The organism is Streptomyces yongxingensis (assembly GCF_055597465.1).
Window position 1 is genome coordinate 5,614,491 of record NZ_CM145717.1, and the last position, 18,253, is coordinate 5,632,743.

At 71.4% G+C, this 18,253-nt stretch carries 13 protein-coding genes; 7 read left to right on the plus strand and 6 right to left on the minus strand.

Annotated elements, in window-relative coordinates:
- Positions 1 to 116: 116 nt before the first annotated feature.
- Positions 117 to 2,399 (plus strand): ATP-binding SpoIIE family protein phosphatase, encoded by a 2,283-nt coding sequence (locus tag ACZ6TD_RS24100; RefSeq protein WP_471357442.1) that lies wholly within the window; start codon positions 117 to 119, stop codon positions 2,397 to 2,399.
- Between the two features lie 10 nt (positions 2,400 to 2,409).
- Here ACZ6TD_RS24100 and ACZ6TD_RS24105 read toward each other — a convergent pair whose 3' ends face one another.
- Positions 2,410 to 3,561, minus strand: coding sequence for a Dyp-type peroxidase (locus ACZ6TD_RS24105; RefSeq protein ID WP_471357445.1), 1,152 nt, complete (start codon positions 3,559 to 3,561; stop codon positions 2,410 to 2,412).
- A 78-nt stretch (positions 3,562 to 3,639) separates the two neighbouring features.
- On the opposite strand from ACZ6TD_RS24105, the gene ACZ6TD_RS24110 reads away from it, so the two are divergent.
- The gene (locus tag ACZ6TD_RS24110) at positions 3,640 to 4,983 is read left to right on the plus strand and encodes a right-handed parallel beta-helix repeat-containing protein (RefSeq protein WP_471357448.1); all 1,344 of its coding nucleotides are present in this window, start codon (positions 3,640 to 3,642) and stop codon (positions 4,981 to 4,983) included.
- A gap of 7 nt (positions 4,984 to 4,990) precedes the next feature.
- Here ACZ6TD_RS24110 and ACZ6TD_RS24115 read toward each other — a convergent pair whose 3' ends face one another.
- Positions 4,991 to 5,680 (minus strand): hypothetical protein, encoded by a 690-nt coding sequence (locus ACZ6TD_RS24115; protein ID WP_471358000.1) that lies wholly within the window; start codon positions 5,678 to 5,680, stop codon positions 4,991 to 4,993.
- Between the two features lie 546 nt (positions 5,681 to 6,226).
- Here ACZ6TD_RS24115 and ACZ6TD_RS24120 point away from each other — a divergent pair.
- Positions 6,227 to 8,698, plus strand: a complete 2,472-nt coding sequence (locus tag ACZ6TD_RS24120) for an SdrD B-like domain-containing protein (protein ID WP_471358003.1) — start codon at positions 6,227 to 6,229, stop codon at positions 8,696 to 8,698.
- A 93-nt stretch (positions 8,699 to 8,791) separates the two neighbouring features.
- Here the strand turns inward: ACZ6TD_RS24120 and ACZ6TD_RS24125 are convergent, their stop codons facing one another.
- Positions 8,792 to 9,763: a pirin family protein gene (locus tag ACZ6TD_RS24125; protein ID WP_471357450.1), complete on the minus strand. Its 972-nt coding sequence runs from the start codon at positions 9,761 to 9,763 to the stop codon at positions 8,792 to 8,794.
- Positions 9,764 to 9,883: 120 nt separating this feature from the next.
- Positions 9,884 to 10,378, minus strand: coding sequence for an SseB family protein (locus ACZ6TD_RS24130; RefSeq protein ID WP_020869891.1), 495 nt, complete (start codon positions 10,376 to 10,378; stop codon positions 9,884 to 9,886).
- A gap of 138 nt (positions 10,379 to 10,516) precedes the next feature.
- Here ACZ6TD_RS24130 and ACZ6TD_RS24135 point away from each other — a divergent pair, with 138 nt between their 5' ends.
- The gene (locus ACZ6TD_RS24135) at positions 10,517 to 12,343 is read left to right on the plus strand and encodes an acyl-CoA dehydrogenase (protein WP_471357453.1); all 1,827 of its coding nucleotides are present in this window, start codon (positions 10,517 to 10,519) and stop codon (positions 12,341 to 12,343) included.
- A 103-nt stretch (positions 12,344 to 12,446) separates the two neighbouring features.
- Here ACZ6TD_RS24135 and ACZ6TD_RS24140 read toward each other — a convergent pair whose 3' ends face one another.
- Together ACZ6TD_RS24140 and ACZ6TD_RS24145 are read right to left on the minus strand one after the other, a co-directional pair.
- On the minus strand, positions 12,447 to 12,815 hold the full coding sequence (locus tag ACZ6TD_RS24140; RefSeq protein ID WP_471357456.1) for a hypothetical protein: 369 nt from the start codon (positions 12,813 to 12,815) through the stop codon (positions 12,447 to 12,449).
- Positions 12,816 to 12,832: 17 nt separating this feature from the next.
- Entirely contained in the window at positions 12,833 to 13,588 is a 756-nt protein-coding gene (locus ACZ6TD_RS24145; protein WP_471357459.1) for a TNT domain-containing protein, read from the minus strand.
- Between the two features lie 182 nt (positions 13,589 to 13,770).
- On the opposite strand from ACZ6TD_RS24145, the gene ACZ6TD_RS24150 reads away from it, so the two are divergent.
- The 3 genes from ACZ6TD_RS24150 to ACZ6TD_RS24160 all read left to right on the plus strand — a co-directional run bounded on the left by ACZ6TD_RS24150 (position 13,771) and on the right by ACZ6TD_RS24160 (position 18,001).
- Positions 13,771 to 15,063: a M18 family aminopeptidase gene (locus tag ACZ6TD_RS24150; RefSeq protein WP_471357462.1), complete on the plus strand. Its 1,293-nt coding sequence runs from the start codon at positions 13,771 to 13,773 to the stop codon at positions 15,061 to 15,063.
- Between the two features lies 1 nt (position 15,064).
- Complete coding sequence (locus tag ACZ6TD_RS24155; protein ID WP_471357465.1) at positions 15,065 to 17,032, plus strand: AfsR/SARP family transcriptional regulator; 1,968 nt, start codon at positions 15,065 to 15,067, stop codon at positions 17,030 to 17,032.
- 276 nt (positions 17,033 to 17,308) lie between these two features.
- On the plus strand, positions 17,309 to 18,001 hold the full coding sequence (locus tag ACZ6TD_RS24160) for a DUF4232 domain-containing protein (protein WP_471357469.1): 693 nt from the start codon (positions 17,309 to 17,311) through the stop codon (positions 17,999 to 18,001).
- The last annotated feature ends 252 nt before the right edge of the window (positions 18,002 to 18,253 follow it).

The window sequence follows — 18,253 nt, forward strand, 5'->3', positions numbered from 1 at the left end:
TCATCCAAGTCGTGTCGATCGGGAGGCGTACGTACCCTCGGGAAGCTTCCGGCCAAGCCTACCGGCGCCGCGACCCTCACTGGTAAGCGGTTGGCAAACCCCCATAAGGTAGTGCAATGCGCACCGAGGACCTGCTGGCCGCCATAGCGACCGGTCTGTGGCGCTGGGACAGTGTCTCGGGCGCCGTCAGCTACGACGCGGAGGCCGCCCGGCTGGTGGGCCTCCCCGCCGAGGCCGTCACCCTCCCCGAGGCCGCCGCCCGCGCCTGCTTCCACCCGGTGGACTGGCTGGAGGTCAAGGCGATAGTCCAGCTCGCGGTGGCCGAGAGCACCCTGGCCGAGGCGCGGCTGCGCATCGTGGACGAGAAGGGCACCGTACTGCGGACCGTGCGCACCCGCTCCCGGCCGATAGCGCGGGGCGGCGGCGAGGACGGCTACCTCCTGCTCGGCACCCTCCAGGAGGTCCCCGACCCGCTGCCGGGCACCTCGGCCGGCGGTCCGCCGATCACCGGCGACTGGCGCCGCAACCGCGAGGCGTTCCTGCTGGACGCGGGGCGTGCGCTGGCGGAGGCGATGTCCACCGCCGAGGTGCTGCGGGTGGCGGCGGGGCTGTCCATGCCGGGCTTCTCCCCGGACGGGCTCGCGGTCTTCGGCGTCGAGGGCGAGCGGATCTCGGTGATCGGCCACCACGGGCCCCGGGCGGGCCACGACCGCCCCCTTCACGACCTCGCGCTGAGCGCCGACCATCCGGCGGCCGAGGTGGTGCGCACCGGCCGGGCGGTCTATCTGCCCACCCCGGAGGAGTACCGCGGCCGGTTTCCGGCCGCGTGGTCGCCGGGCCGCCCCCGCAGGCGCCGGTCCTGGGCGTTTCTGCCGCTGATCGTCGCGGGCCGCACCATCGGCGCGTGGATGGCCGGATTCGCCCATCCGGTGTCGTTCTCGCCCGATGAGCGCTCGGTGCTGACCACGATCGCCCGGATGCTGGCCCAGGCGCTGTCCCGCACCGCGCTCCAGGAGACCGAGCGGGAGCTGGCGGACGGGCTCCAGCGCTCGATGCTGCCCGCAAGCAAGCCCGACATCCCGGGGCTGACGGTGGCCGCGCGCTATGTGCCGACCGGCGGCGGACTCCAGGTCGGCGGCGACTGGTACGACGTGATCGGGCTGCCCTCGGGGCGTACCGCGCTGGTGATCGGCGATGTGCAGGGCCACGATGTGCGCGCCGCGGGGATCATGGGGCAGCTGAGGATCGCGGTCCGGGCGTACGCCTCCGAGGGCCACCACCCCGACGCGGTGCTCTCCCGCGCCTCCCGCTTCCTCGCCGGTCTTGCCGAGCCCGAGGGCCCGGACGGCCACCACGACCCGAGGTTCGCGACCTGCCTCTACATGGAGGTGGACCCGGTGGCGGGCACCCTCGACATCGCCCGCGCGGGCCACCCCGACCCTGCGGTCCGGCTCGCCGACGGCACGATGATGCTCCGGCCCACGGCGGGCGGGCTGCCGCTGGGCATCGACCCGGACACCGACTATCCGACCACCCGGGTGGTGCTGGAGCCCGGCGAGACGCTGCTGATGTGCACCGACGGGCTGATCGAGACCGGCGGGCACGACATGGAGACGGGCTGGAACCGGATCCGGGCCGTCTTCGAACGGGCCGCCGCCCCCGGCGACGCGGCCGTCCCGGGCGCCGTGACCGTCGCCGATGCGGCCGCGGGCGCCATGGCCGCCGTGGACGCGGTCGCCGCCGTGGACGCCGACGACCTCGACGCGCTCGCCGAGTCCCTGATCCAGGCGGTGCACGGGCCACCCTCCCACCACACCACCGGCCATCTCGCCGACCGCCGCGAGGACGACATAGCCCTGCTGCTGATCCGGCGCGACGCCGAGGTGTGCCTGGTCGGCCCCGGCACGGCCCCGGTGCGTCGCACGGCCGTCACGGTCGCCCAGGCCGAGCCCGAGCGCATAGCCGAGGTCCGGCAGCAGCTGCGCGACATGCTCCACGACTGGACCGACCGCGACCAGGTGGAGTCGGCGGTGCTGATGCTCTCCGAGATGGTCACCAACGTGCTGGTGCACACCGACGGGGACGCCCTGCTGGTGGCCGAGGTCAGCGGGCGGCACGGGACCCGGCGGCTGCGGCTGGACGTCGCCGACAGCAGCGACGAGCTGCCGCACCGCCGCCGCCCGGGCGAGCTGGCCTCCTCCGGGCGCGGGCTGCTGCTGATGGAGATGCTCGCCGACGCGTGGGGGGTGGACCCGCGGGGCGACGGCAAGTGCGTCTGGTACGAGCTGTACGAGGCGGGGCCGGATCCAGCGGGCCGCCGCGCGGGGGCCTCACCCCCGCACCCCCGGGGTCCGGGGCCTGAGCCCCGGTTTCGGGAAGGGGCGGGACAGGGGAAATGAGCGGGGCGGTTCAGCGGAAGAGCCGGGAACCAAGCGGGTGTTCTTCGTCGAAACCGGGGAGTATCAGAAAGGTCGCACTGGCGGTCGTGGTCGTGAACTGCAGCAGGGCATCGGAATTGTCCATGCTGGTGAGGGTGTTGGTGAAGGTCCGTATGTCGTTCTGGAAGCTCATGAAGAGCAGGCCGGGGGCGGGTCCGTCGGTGCTGTAGGAGCGGCGGAGCATGAGCCCGACGCCGACCGCGGTGGCGTGCGCTCTGCGGGCGTGGGCGTCCGCCGGGACGAGGTAGCGTCCGTCCGGCGTTTTGGCGCCGAGGTCCGGGCCCGAGGCGATGGTGCCACCGGAGAGGGGCACGCCAGTGTCCCGGCGCCGGCCGAAGACCGCTTCCTGTTCGGCGACGGACAGCTTGGCGAACCGCGGCAGGTCCAGTTCCATGCGTCGCAGCACGGCAAGGGTGCCGCCGGCGACCGGAGCCGGCCCGGACAACCACAGGTCGCGTTCTTGTTCGGCCTTGGTGTGGGGGCCCACGATGCCGTCGACGAAACCGAAGAGGTTTCGTGGCGCGGCACGGCCCCGATCCACCGGCACGTTCGGACCACGGACTCCGGACTGCCGCCAGCGTTCCCGTATCCGGTCACCGGCCTGCTCCAGAAGCGCGGCAGCCACGATCGGTATCACCAAGGCGTCGTCGGCGCAGATCTGTATCAGCAGGTCGCCACCGCGTGCCCGGGAGGCGATCCGTTCGCGGGAGAACCGTGGGAGGTCCTTCGCGCCGGGCAGGGCGGGATCGACGTTACGCACCAGTCGGGGACCCACCCCGATCGTCACGGTCAGATCGCCCGGCTCCAGGCCCATCAGCCGTGCGTCGGTCCCCGCGGTGAGGGTGCGGACGGCCTCGCCCAGTTCGGCCAGCAACGGACGGACGGGCACGGCGTCAACGAGGTCGGCCACCACGGCCAGCAGGTTCCGCTGGGCCGGTTGGGGAAGCGTGATGCCCGCCTGGTACCGGCCCGTTGGTGACACCGGCGGGGTCGGCGCGGGGCCATCGGACCGGTCCGGCGGGGCGGAACGCGCTTGGCATCCGGCGGAGAGGCCGACGGCGGTCACGGTGCCGGTGGCACCGATAAACGCGCGGCGTGACGGGCGGGAGTCGGCTTGGCGCACAGCGTGAACTGTGCCATATCCGGGCCATATCCGTATCAGCGCCTGCGACCCCGTCGGCGTCCGTGCCAGGATGAGGCCATGCCTCGTCTCCGTCTTCGTTTCATGGCCGCGGTGCTCGGCACACTGGCACCCGTACTGGTCGGCTGTGGCGGGGGCGATGACGGATCGGACGACGGCCGACGACCGTCCGGTGAGCATGTGACGATCAAGGTGCCGGCCGACGCCCCGACGATCTCGGCCGCGGTGTCCCTGGCCCGGCCCGGCGATCTCGTGCTGGTCGCGCCGGGCACGTACCACGAGTCGGTGAAGATCTCCAAGGCTCGCGTCACGCTTCGCGGCGAGTCCCGGGACAAGGTCGTCATCGACGGGCGGTTACGGCAGCCGAACGGCGTCGTCGTCACCGCTCCCGGCGTGGCCGTGGAGAACCTGACCGTGCAGAACAACACCCAGAACGGGGTCCTGGTCACCGGTTCGGCGAAGGCGGCCGCCGGAATGCCGGGGCAGTCCGGCGGCTACGACACCGGCGACGAACCCGTCACCTTCCTGAAATCGTTCCTGGTCTCCCATGTGACCGCGACCCGCAACGGGTTGTACGGCATCTACGCGTTCTCCGCGCAGAACGGGGTCATCGAGCACTCGTACACGTCGGGCTCGGCCGACTCGGGGATCTATGTCGGACAGTGCAAGCCCTGCCGCATCGTGGTGCGGGACAACATCGCCGAACTCAACGCGGTCGGTTACGAAGGCACCAATGCCAGCGGCGACATGTATGTGGTCGGCAACCGCCTGGTCGGCAACCGGGTCGGACTCACCACCAACTCCGACCACCAGGAGAAGCTGCTCCCGCAGAAGGACGCCGTCATCGCGGGCAACCTGATCGCGGCCAACCAGCAGGCGGCCACCCCCGAACAGGCCGACGGCGGGTGGGGCATCGGCATCGGCATCGACGGCGGCACCGGCAACCAGTTCATCCGCAACCGAATCGCCGACAACAGCAACGCCGGACTGGTGATCACCGCGACCGCCGACATCAAGCCGGACGGCAACCGGATCCTGGACAACACCTTCACCGCCAACAGCGTTGACGTCGGCTGGACGTTCCCCACCGCCACGAAGGGACGGGGCAACTGCCTGCGCGGCAATGAGCTGCGCACGACGGTGCCCGCCCGGCTCGCGACCACCGCGTCCTGCCCGCGTCCCGCCCGATCGCCCTCGCCGTCCGGCACCTGGGCGAAGCCGACGGCACCTGGCGGTATCCCGTTCACCGATGTGGCGGCGCCCAAGCGACAGCCGCGGTTCCCGAACGCCACGACCGCGGGCGCCACCGCCGTTCCGGCCGTCCCGGCGCTGCCGGACACGGCGGACTTCCGGCTGCCGCCGGCGTCACTGCTCGCCGCGGGCGCGCGGGTGGGGACGTCCTGAGCGGCGGCTACCGCGTCGGGGTGACTCCGGGGACCGGCCGGACCGGAACGTACTTCTGGGTGTCGAAATCGATGACCACCGGCTCCGATGCGGACGCCACGCCGACGCGGACCCGGTACATGGTGCCGTCCGAGCCGATCCAGTAGCGCACGGCACCCTCTCCCGCCGGAGCGGACGAGGCACGGGCGGCGCCCGGCCCGGTCATGATGTCCACCTGATGGCCGTCCAACCGGTCCTTTTCCACCCAGGCGGCACCGTTCTGCGGCAGCAGTTCGGCGTTGTCCGGCCGGTCGCTGCCGAGCTTCAGCGCGATGGCCAGCGAACTGTCCAGCGAGCTGCCGTACCTTTGCAGCGGACGGCTGTACCACCCCGAACCCGGGGGCCGCGCCGGTGCCTTGGCCGGGGCCTTCGCCATCGGGTGGACGAACACGGTGGTGGCCGTCCACTGGATCAGCCCGTCGCTGGACGTATCGCGCCCGGTGCCGTGCAGCGCGCCGTAACCGACCTTGCGGCGGTAGTCGATGGATCCGGTGATGGTCAGCCCACCGGCGGTGCCCGGCACGTCGATCGTCACGGCGCGCCCGCCCGCCTGGTAGTTGAGGAACCGGGTGACCGCCAGACGGCTCGCCTGATCCGCGGTCAACGCCTTCGGACCGGTAGGGGCGGAGCCGCTGCTCGCGACCAGGAACGTGGCCACCGCGACGGCCACACCGCCGATCACGGCCACCACCCAGCGTGGCCTCAGCCATCGGCTCCGGCCGGCCGCGCGCCGCGAGAGAACGGGTCTGATTTTCAGACTCCGTACACGGCGCATTGCTAACACGTTCCGCTTATTCATTCCCTACTCTCCCCCCGATCTTGGCGTACACCCGCTACAGTATCGCTGCTGGTGGGGCGGTTCAGGATCACTATTCAGACTCTTGTGCTGTTTCCGCGTGGGAAGGCGAGGACGAGTGCGACTGGCCTGGGAAAGGCACTCCCGAGTCCCTGAATTCGCTCCATCCACCAGGACGACCAAGAACGACCGGGCCCACCGAAACAGCGGTGGGCCCTTTTCATGACCGATGTGTCACCCGGGACCGAGAAGCGGACGCACGGCTGGAAACGGGTGGTCGGTTCACATCACGAGGGGAGAGTGATGGCTGTGCGAAGAGTGTGTAGAAGTTTACGCCGGACAGCCGGAAAGCGTACGGGTCCACTGGCACGAGCGGGCCTCTGCGCTTTCGTGCTGTTGGGCGGCACCATGGGCGCGACGGCCGGGACGGCCACCGCTTCGACCGGCGACGGCACCCTGACGGTGCAGGTCCTGCGGGATTTCTTCGGCACGGGCGTGATCAACACGACCATGGATGTGCCGCAGCGGGGCATGAAGGTTCGGGTAACCGACCCCGCCGGTCATCGGGTCACCGGCACCACGGATGCCACCGGAAAGGTGGTGGTCTCGAAGTCGACCGAACTGACCGGCGGCCAGTACCGCGTCGACGTCACCATCCCGGCGCCGTACAACAAGTACCTTCAGGCGGCACCGGCCTCGACGGCGGAAAACCACTTCGACAGCTTCACGACGTTCGTGAACGTGTCGGACGGCAAGGACGACTCGGTGATTACCGGGGTCTGGAACCCGGCCGACTACGCACTGCCGGACACGCGGTATTTCGTACCGGTCCAGAATGGTGCCGGCGGGCAAGACACCCGGGCACTGGTGGCGTTCGGGACGGACAAACGAGGTACGTGTCCTGGCGATACGGCGTGCCCGACCGTGCTCAACACACAGGCCCAGGTGGGCACCACGTTCGCACTGGCCTACGACAAGGACCGGCAGCGGATCTTCCAGGGCGCGTTCGCCCGGCGGTACACCTCGTACGGGCCGGACGGCGGTGACGCGATCTACACCACGCCGACCGACGGTGGGAGCGCGCCGACCCTGTTCGCGAAGGTGCCGGGCGCCACGGTGACGCCGCACGACACCAACAACCTGATCAAGGACGCCGGGTTCACCAACGCGCCGGGCAAGGAGAGCATCGGCGGACTGGCCCTGTCCGAGGACGGCTCGACGCTGTACGCGGTGAACCTGCTGACCCGGCGCCTGGTCAGCTTCGACGCGACCGGGGCCACCGCGTCCGCGCCCAAGGCGACGGTGCGCATCCCGGACCCGGGTTGCGCGAGCCCCGGCGACTGGCGGCCGTTCGGTCTTCAGGTCCACGACAACAAGCTCTACGTCGGTGGCGTGTGCAGCGCGGAGAGCACACAGAAGCGCGAGGATCTGAAGGCCGTCGTCTACACCTACGACGGTGAGCGGTTCACCGAGGTGCTGAGCCACCAGCTCACGGACAAGCGCGGCAGCGTCTTCGGTTCCGGCGACAAGGCCACCCACTGGAACCCGTGGAACACCAGCCTGGACACGTGGGAGGACCGGAAGGCGGGCAACGTCTTCATCGATCCGCAGCCGGAGCTGACCTCCCTCGCCTTCGCCCGCGACGGCTCGATGATCCTGGGTTTCCGCGACCGGTTCATGGACGTGCTCAGTTGGGGAGGGCTGGACCCCCGCCCGGGGAACGACACGGCGGAAAACGGCATGTCCGGTGGTGACATCACCATGGTCTGCGCCACTCCCACCGGCGAATACCAGTGGGAAGGCACCGGGAGCTGCCCCAACCACGCCACCCCCGCCAACAGTGGCGGCCAGCCCGCCGATGTCGTCGAATACTTCCCGGGCGACACCTTCGCCAACGCGCACCAGGAGACCGCGCTGGGGTCGGTGGCCTATATCCCGCAGCAGCAGTGGGTCGTCAGCACGGAGTTCGACCCGGTCGCCGCCGTCGCGACCTCGGGGACCGGGTACCACAACATCACCACCGGCGAGGGCCCGGGCAACAACCCGACCGCCAACGGGTTCCAGTTCGTCAGCCGGGAACAAGGCGGGTTCGGTAAGGCCGGTGGGCTCGGCGACATCGCCTACGAGGCGGCGAACGCGCCGATCCAGATCGGCAACCGGGTGTGGTTCGACGGCGACCACAATGGGATCCAGGATCCCGAGGGTCGCAACGAAGTGCCGCTGCCGGACGCGACGATCAACCTGTTGGACGCCGACGGCAAGCAGGTCGCCACGACCAAGACCGACGCCGCGGGCGAGTACTACTTCGGTGGGGCCGGCGCCGCATACGAGCTCAAGCCGGGTGCGAAGTACACGGTGCAGTTCGATGTGTGCACCGCGGACACCAGCGAGGTGCCGACCGAGCCGGCGGCCACCAGGCTGCGGTTCACGCTCCCGCGGGCCGGTGACAACCGGGCACATGACTCGAATGTGACCCCGCCGAGGACCGGGCGGCTGTGTAACGGGCAGGCACCTGTCACGGCGCCGGACAAGCCGGGAGAGGTCGATCACACGATCGACGCCGGCGTGTACATCCCCAAGAAGACACCGCCGAACCCTGAGCCGACGCCGACTCCGTCGTCGTCCGAGCCGCCCAACAATCCGGGCCCCCAGAGTGGCGGAGGCTCCGGGACTGGTGGAGGCTCGGGGACCAGCGGAGGCTCCGGGACTGGCGGAGGCTCGGGGACCAGCGGAGGCTCGGGGACCGGTGGAGGCGGTGGTTCGCTGGCCAACACGGGTGCGTCCGGCCTGCTGAAGATCGCCTCCCTCAGTGCCCTGCTGGCCGGTGCGGGCGCGGCAGCCGCGTTCGTGACCCGGAAGCGTCGGGCCAGGCAACTCTGAGACACCGCTGAAAGACGGGTGATCCGCCCGTAAGCGCTGACGAGCCCCGTCCATGTCCGGACGGGGCTCGTTCGCGTTTCGTCCCGGCGAGCCTTACATCCCGCCCTCGGACATCCCGTGCACCGCGGGGATCGTGCCGAGCCGGCCCTTCTGGAAGTCCTCGAACGCCTGCTGCAGCTCCGCGCGGGTGTTCATCACGAAGGGGCCGTAGTGCGCCATGGGCTCACGGATCGGCCGCCCGCCGAGGAGGACCACCTCCAGGTCCGGCGTGTGGGAGTCCTGCTTCTCGTCCGCGCGGACCGTCAGCGAAGAGCCCGCGCCGAAGACGGCGGTCTGGCCCAGGTGGACCGGACGCCGCTCGGCGCCGACCGCGCCGCGGCCCGCGAGCACGTACGCGAGGCCGTTGAAGTCCTCACGCCAGGGCAGGTTGATCTCCGCGCCCGGAGCGAGCGTGGCGTGCACCATCGTGATCGGGGTGTGGGTGATCCCGGGACCGGCGTGACCGTCCAGCTCACCGGCGATGACCCGGAGCAGCGCACCGCCGTCGGGGGAGGTGAGCAGCTGGACCTGGCCACCGCGTATGTCCTGGTAGCGCGGGGGCATCATCTTGTCCTTCTTCGGCAGGTTCACCCACAGCTGGAGGCCGTGGAAGAGGCCGCCGGACATGACCAGGTGCTCCGGCGGCGCCTCGATGTGCAGGAGGCCCGAGCCGGCCGTCATCCACTGGGTGTCACCGTTGGTGATCGTGCCGCCACCGCCGTTGGAGTCATGGTGGTCGAAGATCCCGTCGATGATGTACGTGACGGTCTCGAAGCCGCGGTGCGGGTGCCACGGGGTCCCCTTGGGCTCGCCCGGCGCGTACTCCACCTCGCCCATCTGGTCCATCATGATGAACGGGTCCAGGTGCTTGTAGTCGATGCCCGCGAAGGCCCGGCGCACCGGGAAGCCCTCACCCTCGAAACCGCTGGGAGCGGTCGTGACGGCGAGCACGGGGCGCTGTCGTGCCTCGGCGGGTGCCGCGACGCGCGGCAGGGTCAGCGGGTTCTCTACGGTCACTGCGGGCATGACGGCCTCCTCGGTCGTTCACCATTCAACTTAATTGAACGGTGAACGACCCGCAAGAGGGTCTTTATTTCCACCCGAGCGCCCCGCGAGGCGACCGGTGATATCCGGACGTATGCCGATCTAGCCGTACATGCGGCGCATGGCGAAGTCGACCATCTGCTCCACCGCCTTCGCGTCGAAGACGATCCGGTGCTCGCCCTCCATGTCGAGGACGAAGCCATAGCCGGTGGGCAGCAGGTCGATCACCTCGGCGCCGGTGATCACGAAGTACTTGGACTCCTTGCCCGCGTACCTCCGCAGCTCCTTGAGCGAGGTGAACATGGGGATCACCGGCTGCTGGGTGTTGTGCAGCGCCAGGAAGCCGGGATTGTCACCACGCGGGCAGTAGACCTTCGAGCCGGCGAAGATCTGCTGGAAGTCCTCGGCCGACATCGATCCGGTGGTGAAGGCCCGCACCGCGTCGGCGAGCGACGGCGGCGAGGGCTCCGGGTAGAGCGGCTGCTGGCCGTACCCCGCACCCGCCGCGTGATGTGACGCATGCGGCTGCTGTTGCGGCGGAGGTGGCGGGGCGGCGTAGCCCTGCCCTGCGCTCGCGTTCTGGTCGTAGCCGTACATGCGCAGAAGCGTACTGAGTCACAGTTACCCGGTTGAGGGTTGCCCTTTATTACCCACGGGTAGCATCATGGCGACAGCTGATCCGATACGCGTCAACGCAGAGGTCCTGGCCTCCCGATCCCTTACGGAGCCGTCGCCATGGGGCACTACAAGTCGAATCTCCGCGACATCGAGTTCAACCTCTTCGAGGTGCTCGGGCGCGACACGGTGTACGGCACCGGCCCGTTCGCGGAGATGGACGTCGACACCGCCAAGAGCGTGCTGGCCGAGATATCCCGGCTCTCCGAGCACGAGCTGGCCGAAAGCTACGCCGACTCCGACCGGAACCCGCCCGTCTATGACCCCAAGACCCACACAGCGCCGCTCCCCGAGTCGTTCAAGAAGAGCTACCGGGCCTACATGGAGGCCGAGTGGTGGCGGCTGGGCGTCCCGGAGTCGCTCGGCGGCACCGTCTGCCCCCGCTCGCTGCTGTGGGGCTCGGCCGAGACCATCCTCGGCTCCAACGCCCCGATCTGGATGTACGCCTCGGGCCCGGCCTTCGCGGGGGTGCTCCACGACGAGGGCACCGAGGAGCAGCTCAAGATCGCTCGGCTGATGGTGGACAAGCAGTGGGGCTCCACCATGGTGCTGACCGAGCCGGACGCCGGTTCCGACGTCGGCGCGGGCCGCACCAAGGCGACCCAGCAGGAGGACGGCAGCTGGCACATCGAGGGCGTGAAGCGGTTCATCACCTCCGGTGAGCACGACCTCTCGGACAACATCATCCACTTCGTGCTGGCCCGCCCCGAGGGCGCGGGGCCCGGCACCAAGGGTCTGTCGCTGTTCATCGTCCCCAAGTACGACTTCGACTGGGAGACCGGTGAGCTGGGGGCGCGCAACGGCGTGTACGCCACCAACGTCGAGCACAAGATGGGTCTGCGGGTCTCCAACACCTGCGAGCTGACCTTCGGCGCCGACCACCCGGCCAAGGGCTGGCTGCTGGGCGAGAAGCACGACGGCATCCGCCAGATGTTCAAGATCATCGAGTTCGCCCGGATGATGGTCGGCACCAAGGCCATGGCCACCCTCTCCACCGGCTACCTCAACGCGCTGGAGTACGCCAAGGAGCGGGTGCAGGGTCCGGACCTGGCGGCCTTCACCGACAAGACCGCGCCGCGGGTGACCATCACCCACCACCCGGACGTGCGCCGCTCGCTGATGACGCAGAAGGCGTACGCGGAGGGCCTGCGCGCGCTGGTGCTCTACACCGCCTCGGTCCAGGACGAGGTCCTGATCAAGGAGGCCGCGGGCGAGGACACCTCCGCCGTGAACCGCCTCAACGACCTGCTGCTGCCCATCGTCAAGGGCTACGGCTCGGAGAAGGCGTACGAGCAGCTCGCGCAGTCCCTGCAGACCATCGGCGGCTCCGGCTACCTCCAGGAGTACCCGCTGGAGCAGTACATCCGGGACGCCAAGATCGACACCCTCTATGAGGGCACCACCGCCATCCAGGGCCAGGACTACTTCTTCCGCAAGATCGTCCGGGACCAGGGCCAGGCGCTGACCGTCGTCTCGGAGGAGATCAAGAAGTTCCTGGCCGAGGCCGCCGGGGGCGAGGAGCTGGAGGCCGCCCGCGACCAGCTCGCCCAGGCCGCGGTGGACCTGGAGGCGATCGTCGGCGCGATGCTCACCGACCTGGCCGCCACCGAGCAGGACGTCAGCTCGATCTACAAGGTCGGTCTCAACTCGACCCGGCTGCTGCTGGCCTCCGGTGACGTGATCATCGGTTACCTGCTGCTCAAGGGTGCGGCGGTGGCCGCCGAGAAGCTGGGCACGGCCTCCACCAAGGACCGGTCCTTCTACGAGGGCAAGATCGCCGTCGCGAAGTTCTTCGCCCACGAGGTGCTGCCGGGCGTCTCGGTGCAGCGTTCGCTGGCCGAGTCGGTCGACAAGGGGCTGATGGACCTGGACGAGGCCGCGTTCTAAGGGCTTCGCTCACAGCGACCAGGGGGCCGGCCGTCCCATCCTCCAGCGGGGCGGCCGGCCCCCTGGGCCGTGCGCGCTCCGTCGTCACCGTTCGTCTTGGTCGTCACCGTTCGTCGTCGTCGGGCCGCCGCTCCCGCAGCGCCCGTTCGACCTCCTCGCGGGCCCACCGCCTGAGCTCCTCGCCCTGCGCGAGGAGCTCATCGATCGACTCGCCCCCGCCCTCGGGCGGGCGCGGGCGGGCCCTCAGCTTCTCCAGCAGATCCCGGCACGCCTCGTCCTCGGTGGCGAACCGGCTGGTGTCCCGGTCCAGGGACCGCTCCCGCAGGCCGGTCTCCCAGCCGCCGTCCGGAGCGGGCCGCAGGTAGTAGTACGCGTCCGGCTGCACCGGGATGTCCTGCACGCCCGGGATGTCGTACAGCGCGTCCGGCACCTGCTCGTCGCGGAGGGTCCGGACGAGTTCCGTTCTGTCCACCGGTCCAGGATCCGCCCTCAGTTGAGCGGGCGGAGATTACCGGCCGCGACGAGTTGGGGGATCGAAGGCCCGGTCAGATATTGCAGTCCCAAACCGGGTTGGCCGAACCAGGGCCGGATGGGGCCGCCCTCGACCAGGAAGGGTTCGGTGACCTCGTAGAGGTGATAGCCGTGCGGATACGCCGGGTCGAGGGTGTTGAGGTTGCTGGGCGGCAGCGCGCGCTCCGCGTAGGGCGTGCCCGCCGGGGCGAGGAAGTGGCCGAAACCGCTCCCGAACAAGTCGACCTTCTGGCCGACCTTCAGCCGGACGGTGGTGTGCAGGGGCGACCCGTTGAGCAGCACCCAGCCGTCGGGGTACGGGAACCACCAGCCGTTCGTCTGCTCATTCCAGTAACAGTTGAGGAACGAGGAGGCGGTGGAGAAGTGGTCGAGTCGTTCATAGCCTTCGAGCATGCGCCCGATCGCGCCGTAGCGGGGGAGCTGAGCGGGTCCGAGCCGCCAGTCGCCCTTGTAGTAGCGGTCGAGCGGAGGATTCGGTGCGGTGTTGGTCCCCCCGATGCGGTCCGTACCGGGACAGGGAGGGTGACCCTTGCCCTCACCGTCCCCGTCGCCTCCCGGCCGGGTGCCGGGTGAGGGCGCCGCCGTCGGCTCCGGGGAGGCCACGGGGGCCAGTCCCGCGGTGAAGTCCGTGACGGGCTCGGCCATGGCCGGTCCGCCGGCACACAGCAGCAGCAGCGACCCCAGGACGACAAGCAGGTGTCGAAGAACGCGCATCCGGTATCCCCTCGAGTTACGACTCAGTGCGACGTTGCTCAGTCAAGGGGAATATCGACCGATTCGCCCGACTTCTCGCCTTAGCTGACGTGCTTTCATCAGATTGGATCAACGTGGCCCCACGGATGGATGCCGCTCCCGTACCAGGGCGAGCCGCCCCCCGGCGAATCTATGCTGAGCACATGAGCGCACAACCCGGCATCGACCGCGGCCACACCGATGACCTGATGTCCTTCCTCCGCGCCAGCCCCTCGCCGTACCACGCCGTGGCGAGCGCCGCGGAGCGGCTGGAGAAGGCCGGGTTCCGCCGGATCGAGGAGACCGCGCCCTGGGACGGGGCGGCCGGTGGACGGTTCGTGCTGCGCGGCGGCGCGATCATCGCCTGGTACGTCCCCGAGGGGGCGGGCCCCGCCACTCCGTACCGGATTGTGGGCGCTCACACCGACTCTCCCAATTTGCGCGTGAAGCCCATTCCCGACACCGGGGCGCACGGCTGGCGGCAGATCGCCGTCGAGATCTACGGCGGGGCGCTGCTCAACACCTGGCTCGACCGCGACCTCGGGCTCTCTGGCCGGATCACCCTCAGGGACGGATCCCACCACCTCGTCACCGTCGACCGGCCGTTGATGCGCGTGCCCCAGCTCGCCGTGCACCTCGACAGATCGGTCAACACCGAGGGCCTCAAGCTCGACAAGCAGCGCCATATGACGCCCATCTGGGGGCTCGGGAGCGTCGAGGAGGGCGACCTGATCCGCTTCGTCGCCGAGGAGACCGGGGTCGCGGCCGAGGAGATCGCCGGGTGGGACCTGATGACCCACAGCGTCGAGCCGCCCGCCTACCTCGGCCGGGACCGCGAGCTGGTCGCCGGGCCCCGGATGGACAACCTGGTCTCCGTGCACGCCGGTACGGCCGCGCTCATCGCCGCCGCCGCGGGCCAGGAGCTGCCGTACATCCCCGTGCTGGCCGCCTTCGACCACGAGGAGAACGGCAGCCAGTCCGACACCGGCGCCGACGGGCCGCTGCTCGGCACGGTGCTGGAGCGCTCGGTCTTCGCCCGCGGCGGGGCCTACGAGGAGCGGGCGCGGGCCTTCGCGGGCACCGTCTGCCTGTCCTCCGACACCGGCCACGCCGTCCACCCCAACTACGCCGAGCGCCATGAGCCGGGCCACCACCCGCGGCCCAACGGCGGCCCGATCCTGAAGGTGAACGTCAACCAGAGATATGCCACCGACGGCGCCGGGAGAGCCGTCTTCGCCGCCGCCTGCGAGCGCGCCGGCGTCCCCTGGCAGAGCTTCGTCTCCCACAACTCGATGCCGTGCGGCACCACGATCGGGCCGATCACCGCCGCCCGGCACGGCATCGCCACCGTCGACATCGGCATCGCGATCCTGTCCATGCACTCGGCCCGGGAGCTGTGCGGAGCACAGGACCCGCGGCTGCTGGCCAAGGCACTGCACGCCTTTCTGGGGGCTTGAGTTGGACTTCTCCCTGCTGGGCCCGGTGACCGTCACCGCGGGTCCGCAAGCAGCGCCCGTCGAGCTTCCGCTGGGGCCCGCCAAACGGCGCAGCGTGCTGGCGATGCTGCTGCTGCGGCCCAACGCGACGGTGTCCGTGGACCAGTTGATATCCAGCCTGTGGGAGGACGAGCCGCCCGCCCACGCCCGGACCGTCATCCAGGGCCATGTCTCCCGGCTCCGCGCGGCCCTGGCCGAGGGCGGCGCCGAGGACCACGGCGTCGAGCTGACCACCCACAGCTCCGCCTATCTGCTGCGCATCCCCGAATCCCTGATCGACACCCAGCGCTTCGACCAGCTGACCGCCCAGGCCAGCCCGGAGTCCGCCCCCGGCGAGGCCGTCCAGCTGCTCCGCCAGGCGCTCGGCCTGTGGCGCGGCCCGGCGCTCACCGGGACCGTGGCCAGCCCGCCGTTCGCGGCGGCCGCGCACGCCCTGGAGGAGCGGCGGCTGAGCGCCGTGGAGGCCCTGGCGCGGGCGCACGAGGGCCTGGGCGAGCATGAGCAGGCAGTGCGCGCCCTGCATCCCGCCGCCGTCGCCAACCCGCTGCGCGAGGGGCTGATCGCCGCCCTGATGCTGGCGCTGTACCGCTCCGGGCGGCAGTCCGACGCGATCGCCTGGTTCCACCGCACCCGGCAACTGCTCGACGACGACCTGGGGGTCGACCCGGGCCAGCGGCTGAGCGCCGCGTACCAGGAGATCCTGCGGGCGGCCCCCACGGCGGACGGACCGCGGGGCGGCGCCGAGGCCGTCGGGCAGCAGCCGGGTGCCGCCGGGCAGCCGGGCGCACAGCAGGCCACCCCGCAGCAGCCGCCGTCCTCGGCCCCCGCGCCCGTGCCCGAGCTGCTCCCCCGGCCCCCGGCGGGCTTCCACGGCCGGGGCGCGGAGCTGGCCGAGCTGACCCGGCTGACCCTGGGCACCGCCGAACCGGCCCAGGGCGGCGCCGCGGGCGGCTCCGGCGGCTACCCCCAGGCGGGCGGTATCGCGCTGCTCACCGGGCCCGCCGGGGTCGGCAAGACCGGTCTGGCGGTCCACTGGGGCCATGCCCACGCCGCTGCCTTCCCGGACGGACGGCTCTTCGCGGATCTGCGCGGCTTCAGCGGCGGCGAGGCGGTGGTGCCCGCCGAGGTGCTGCGCGAGTTCCTGCTGGCCCTCGGCACCCCGGCCGAGCAGATCCCCACCTCGCCCGAGGCCGCCTCCGCGCTGTACCGCTCGCTGGCCGCCCGCCGCCGGCTGCTGGTGGTGCTGGACAACGCGGGCAGCTCCGCCCAGGTGCGCCCGCTGCTGCCCGGCGGCCCCCAGTGCGCCACGCTGGTCACCAGCCGCAGCAGGCTGGACGGGCTGATCGCCACCGACGCCGCCCGACCGGTGCGGCTGCACGCCCTCGGCCCCGAGGACGGGGTGGGCCTGCTGGGCACGCTGCTGGGGCCCGCCCGGGTCGCCGAGGACCCGGAGGCCGCGCGGGAGCTGGTGGCGCTGTGCGACGGGCTGCCGCTGGCGCTGCGCGCCGCCTCCGCCCAGCTCATGGCGCGGCCCCGCTGGCGGCTGGCCCGGCTGGCCACCGCGCTGCGCGACGAGCGCCGCCGGCTCGCGCTGCTGTCGGCGGAGGACACCGGAGTGGCCGCCGCGCTGCGCAATTCGGTGGCCCGGCTCTCGGCGGACGACGCGCAGCTACTGCGGGCCCTGGGCGCCGGTTTCGCGCGGGAGGTCAACACCGCCGAGGCGGCCGCGCTGTCGGGCGCGGACCCCGAGCTGATCCAGGACTCCCTGGAGCGGCTGGCGGAGATGCACCTGCTGGACGAGGAGGCCACCAACCGCTACGTGATGAGCGACCTGGTGAAGCTCTTCGCCCAGGGCGACGGCAGCGACCGCGGCGACACCCCCGGCGAGGCGCCCGGCGGAGCCCCTGGCGGGCCGTCACAGGGGGCCTAGGGTCCGTCGTCGAAGGGGGCGCCCGGCCACGCGCAGGGGGCGCCCCCGGCGGTGGGTGGGGGCTGGTGCGGCCGCCGCGTCCGAGGAGGCCATCGCCTCCTCCCGCGCCCCGGTGGCCGACGGCGAAGCAGGCCCTGACAAGGGCGAACAGCGGGGCGTTAGCGAGGCGTTAGCGGGCGGCAGCCGTTCACCAGCCGAACGGCAGCGGGTCCGGACAGGCTTGAGCCGTACCGGAAAACGGAAGACGCCCGAACGCCCGCTGAGGGGAGACCCGCCATGCCGCTCACCACCGCTCGCCTCGCCCACCGCGCCGGCACCCTGCGCTCGGTCGCGGCCGGACTGACAGTCGTCGCCGCGGGCATCACCCTCGCGGCGTGCGGCACGGCCGACGCGTCGGGCGTGCGGACGGCCGGCGCGGCGGAGAGCATCGCCCCCGCCGTCCCCGCCGCCCACGAGGACGGCCTCCAGGGCGGCGCCCAGCGGGCCGCGCGGGACACGGTGGCGGGCGGGGCCGACGCCGGGGCCCAGGGCGGTCTGCGGGCCGACAGCGGCGTCGAGGGGGAGGCCAGGATCTGCCGCCTCGACACGATGTCGGTGGGCGTCACCTCCGTCCCCCGCCCGGCCGGCCACCTCCTGCTGCAGATCACCAACCAGTCCGGCGCGCCCTGCCGTCTCACCGGCTTCCCCGCGGTGCGGTTCGACGAGGCGGGCCCGGCCGTGCCGGAGGCCGCGGACACCCGGCCCCAGACGGCCGTCACGCTGGCCCCCGGCGAGAGCGGCTACGCGGGCCTGACCACCTCTGCGGCGGACGACCCGGCCGACGGCGTCAAGGCCACCGGGCTGACCGTCTCCCTCCCCGGCGGGGACGGCCGCCGCGCCGTCGACCTCCCCGGCGACTCGGTGGACGTCGGCCGCGGGGCGGAGGTCGGCTACTGGCAGAGCGACGCCTCCGACGCCCTGCTCTGGTGACCGCGCCCATCTGGTGACCGCCCCCACCCTTCCGTTCCGGTGACCGCTCGACTCCGAGCCACCCAGCCGGACAGGTAGCCGCCTCCCCCCGGCTACCTGCCCCGGACGGCCCCCGCTCCGGCGGGGGCCGTCTCGTCATGTCCCACGGCACGGCCTTCTCCGTCCCGCATCCGGCCGTCTCCGTGGGCGTTTTGGCAGGTCGTCAGGGGTGGGCGCGGATGGGACGTCCCAAAGGGCGGCTCGGCCCCCATG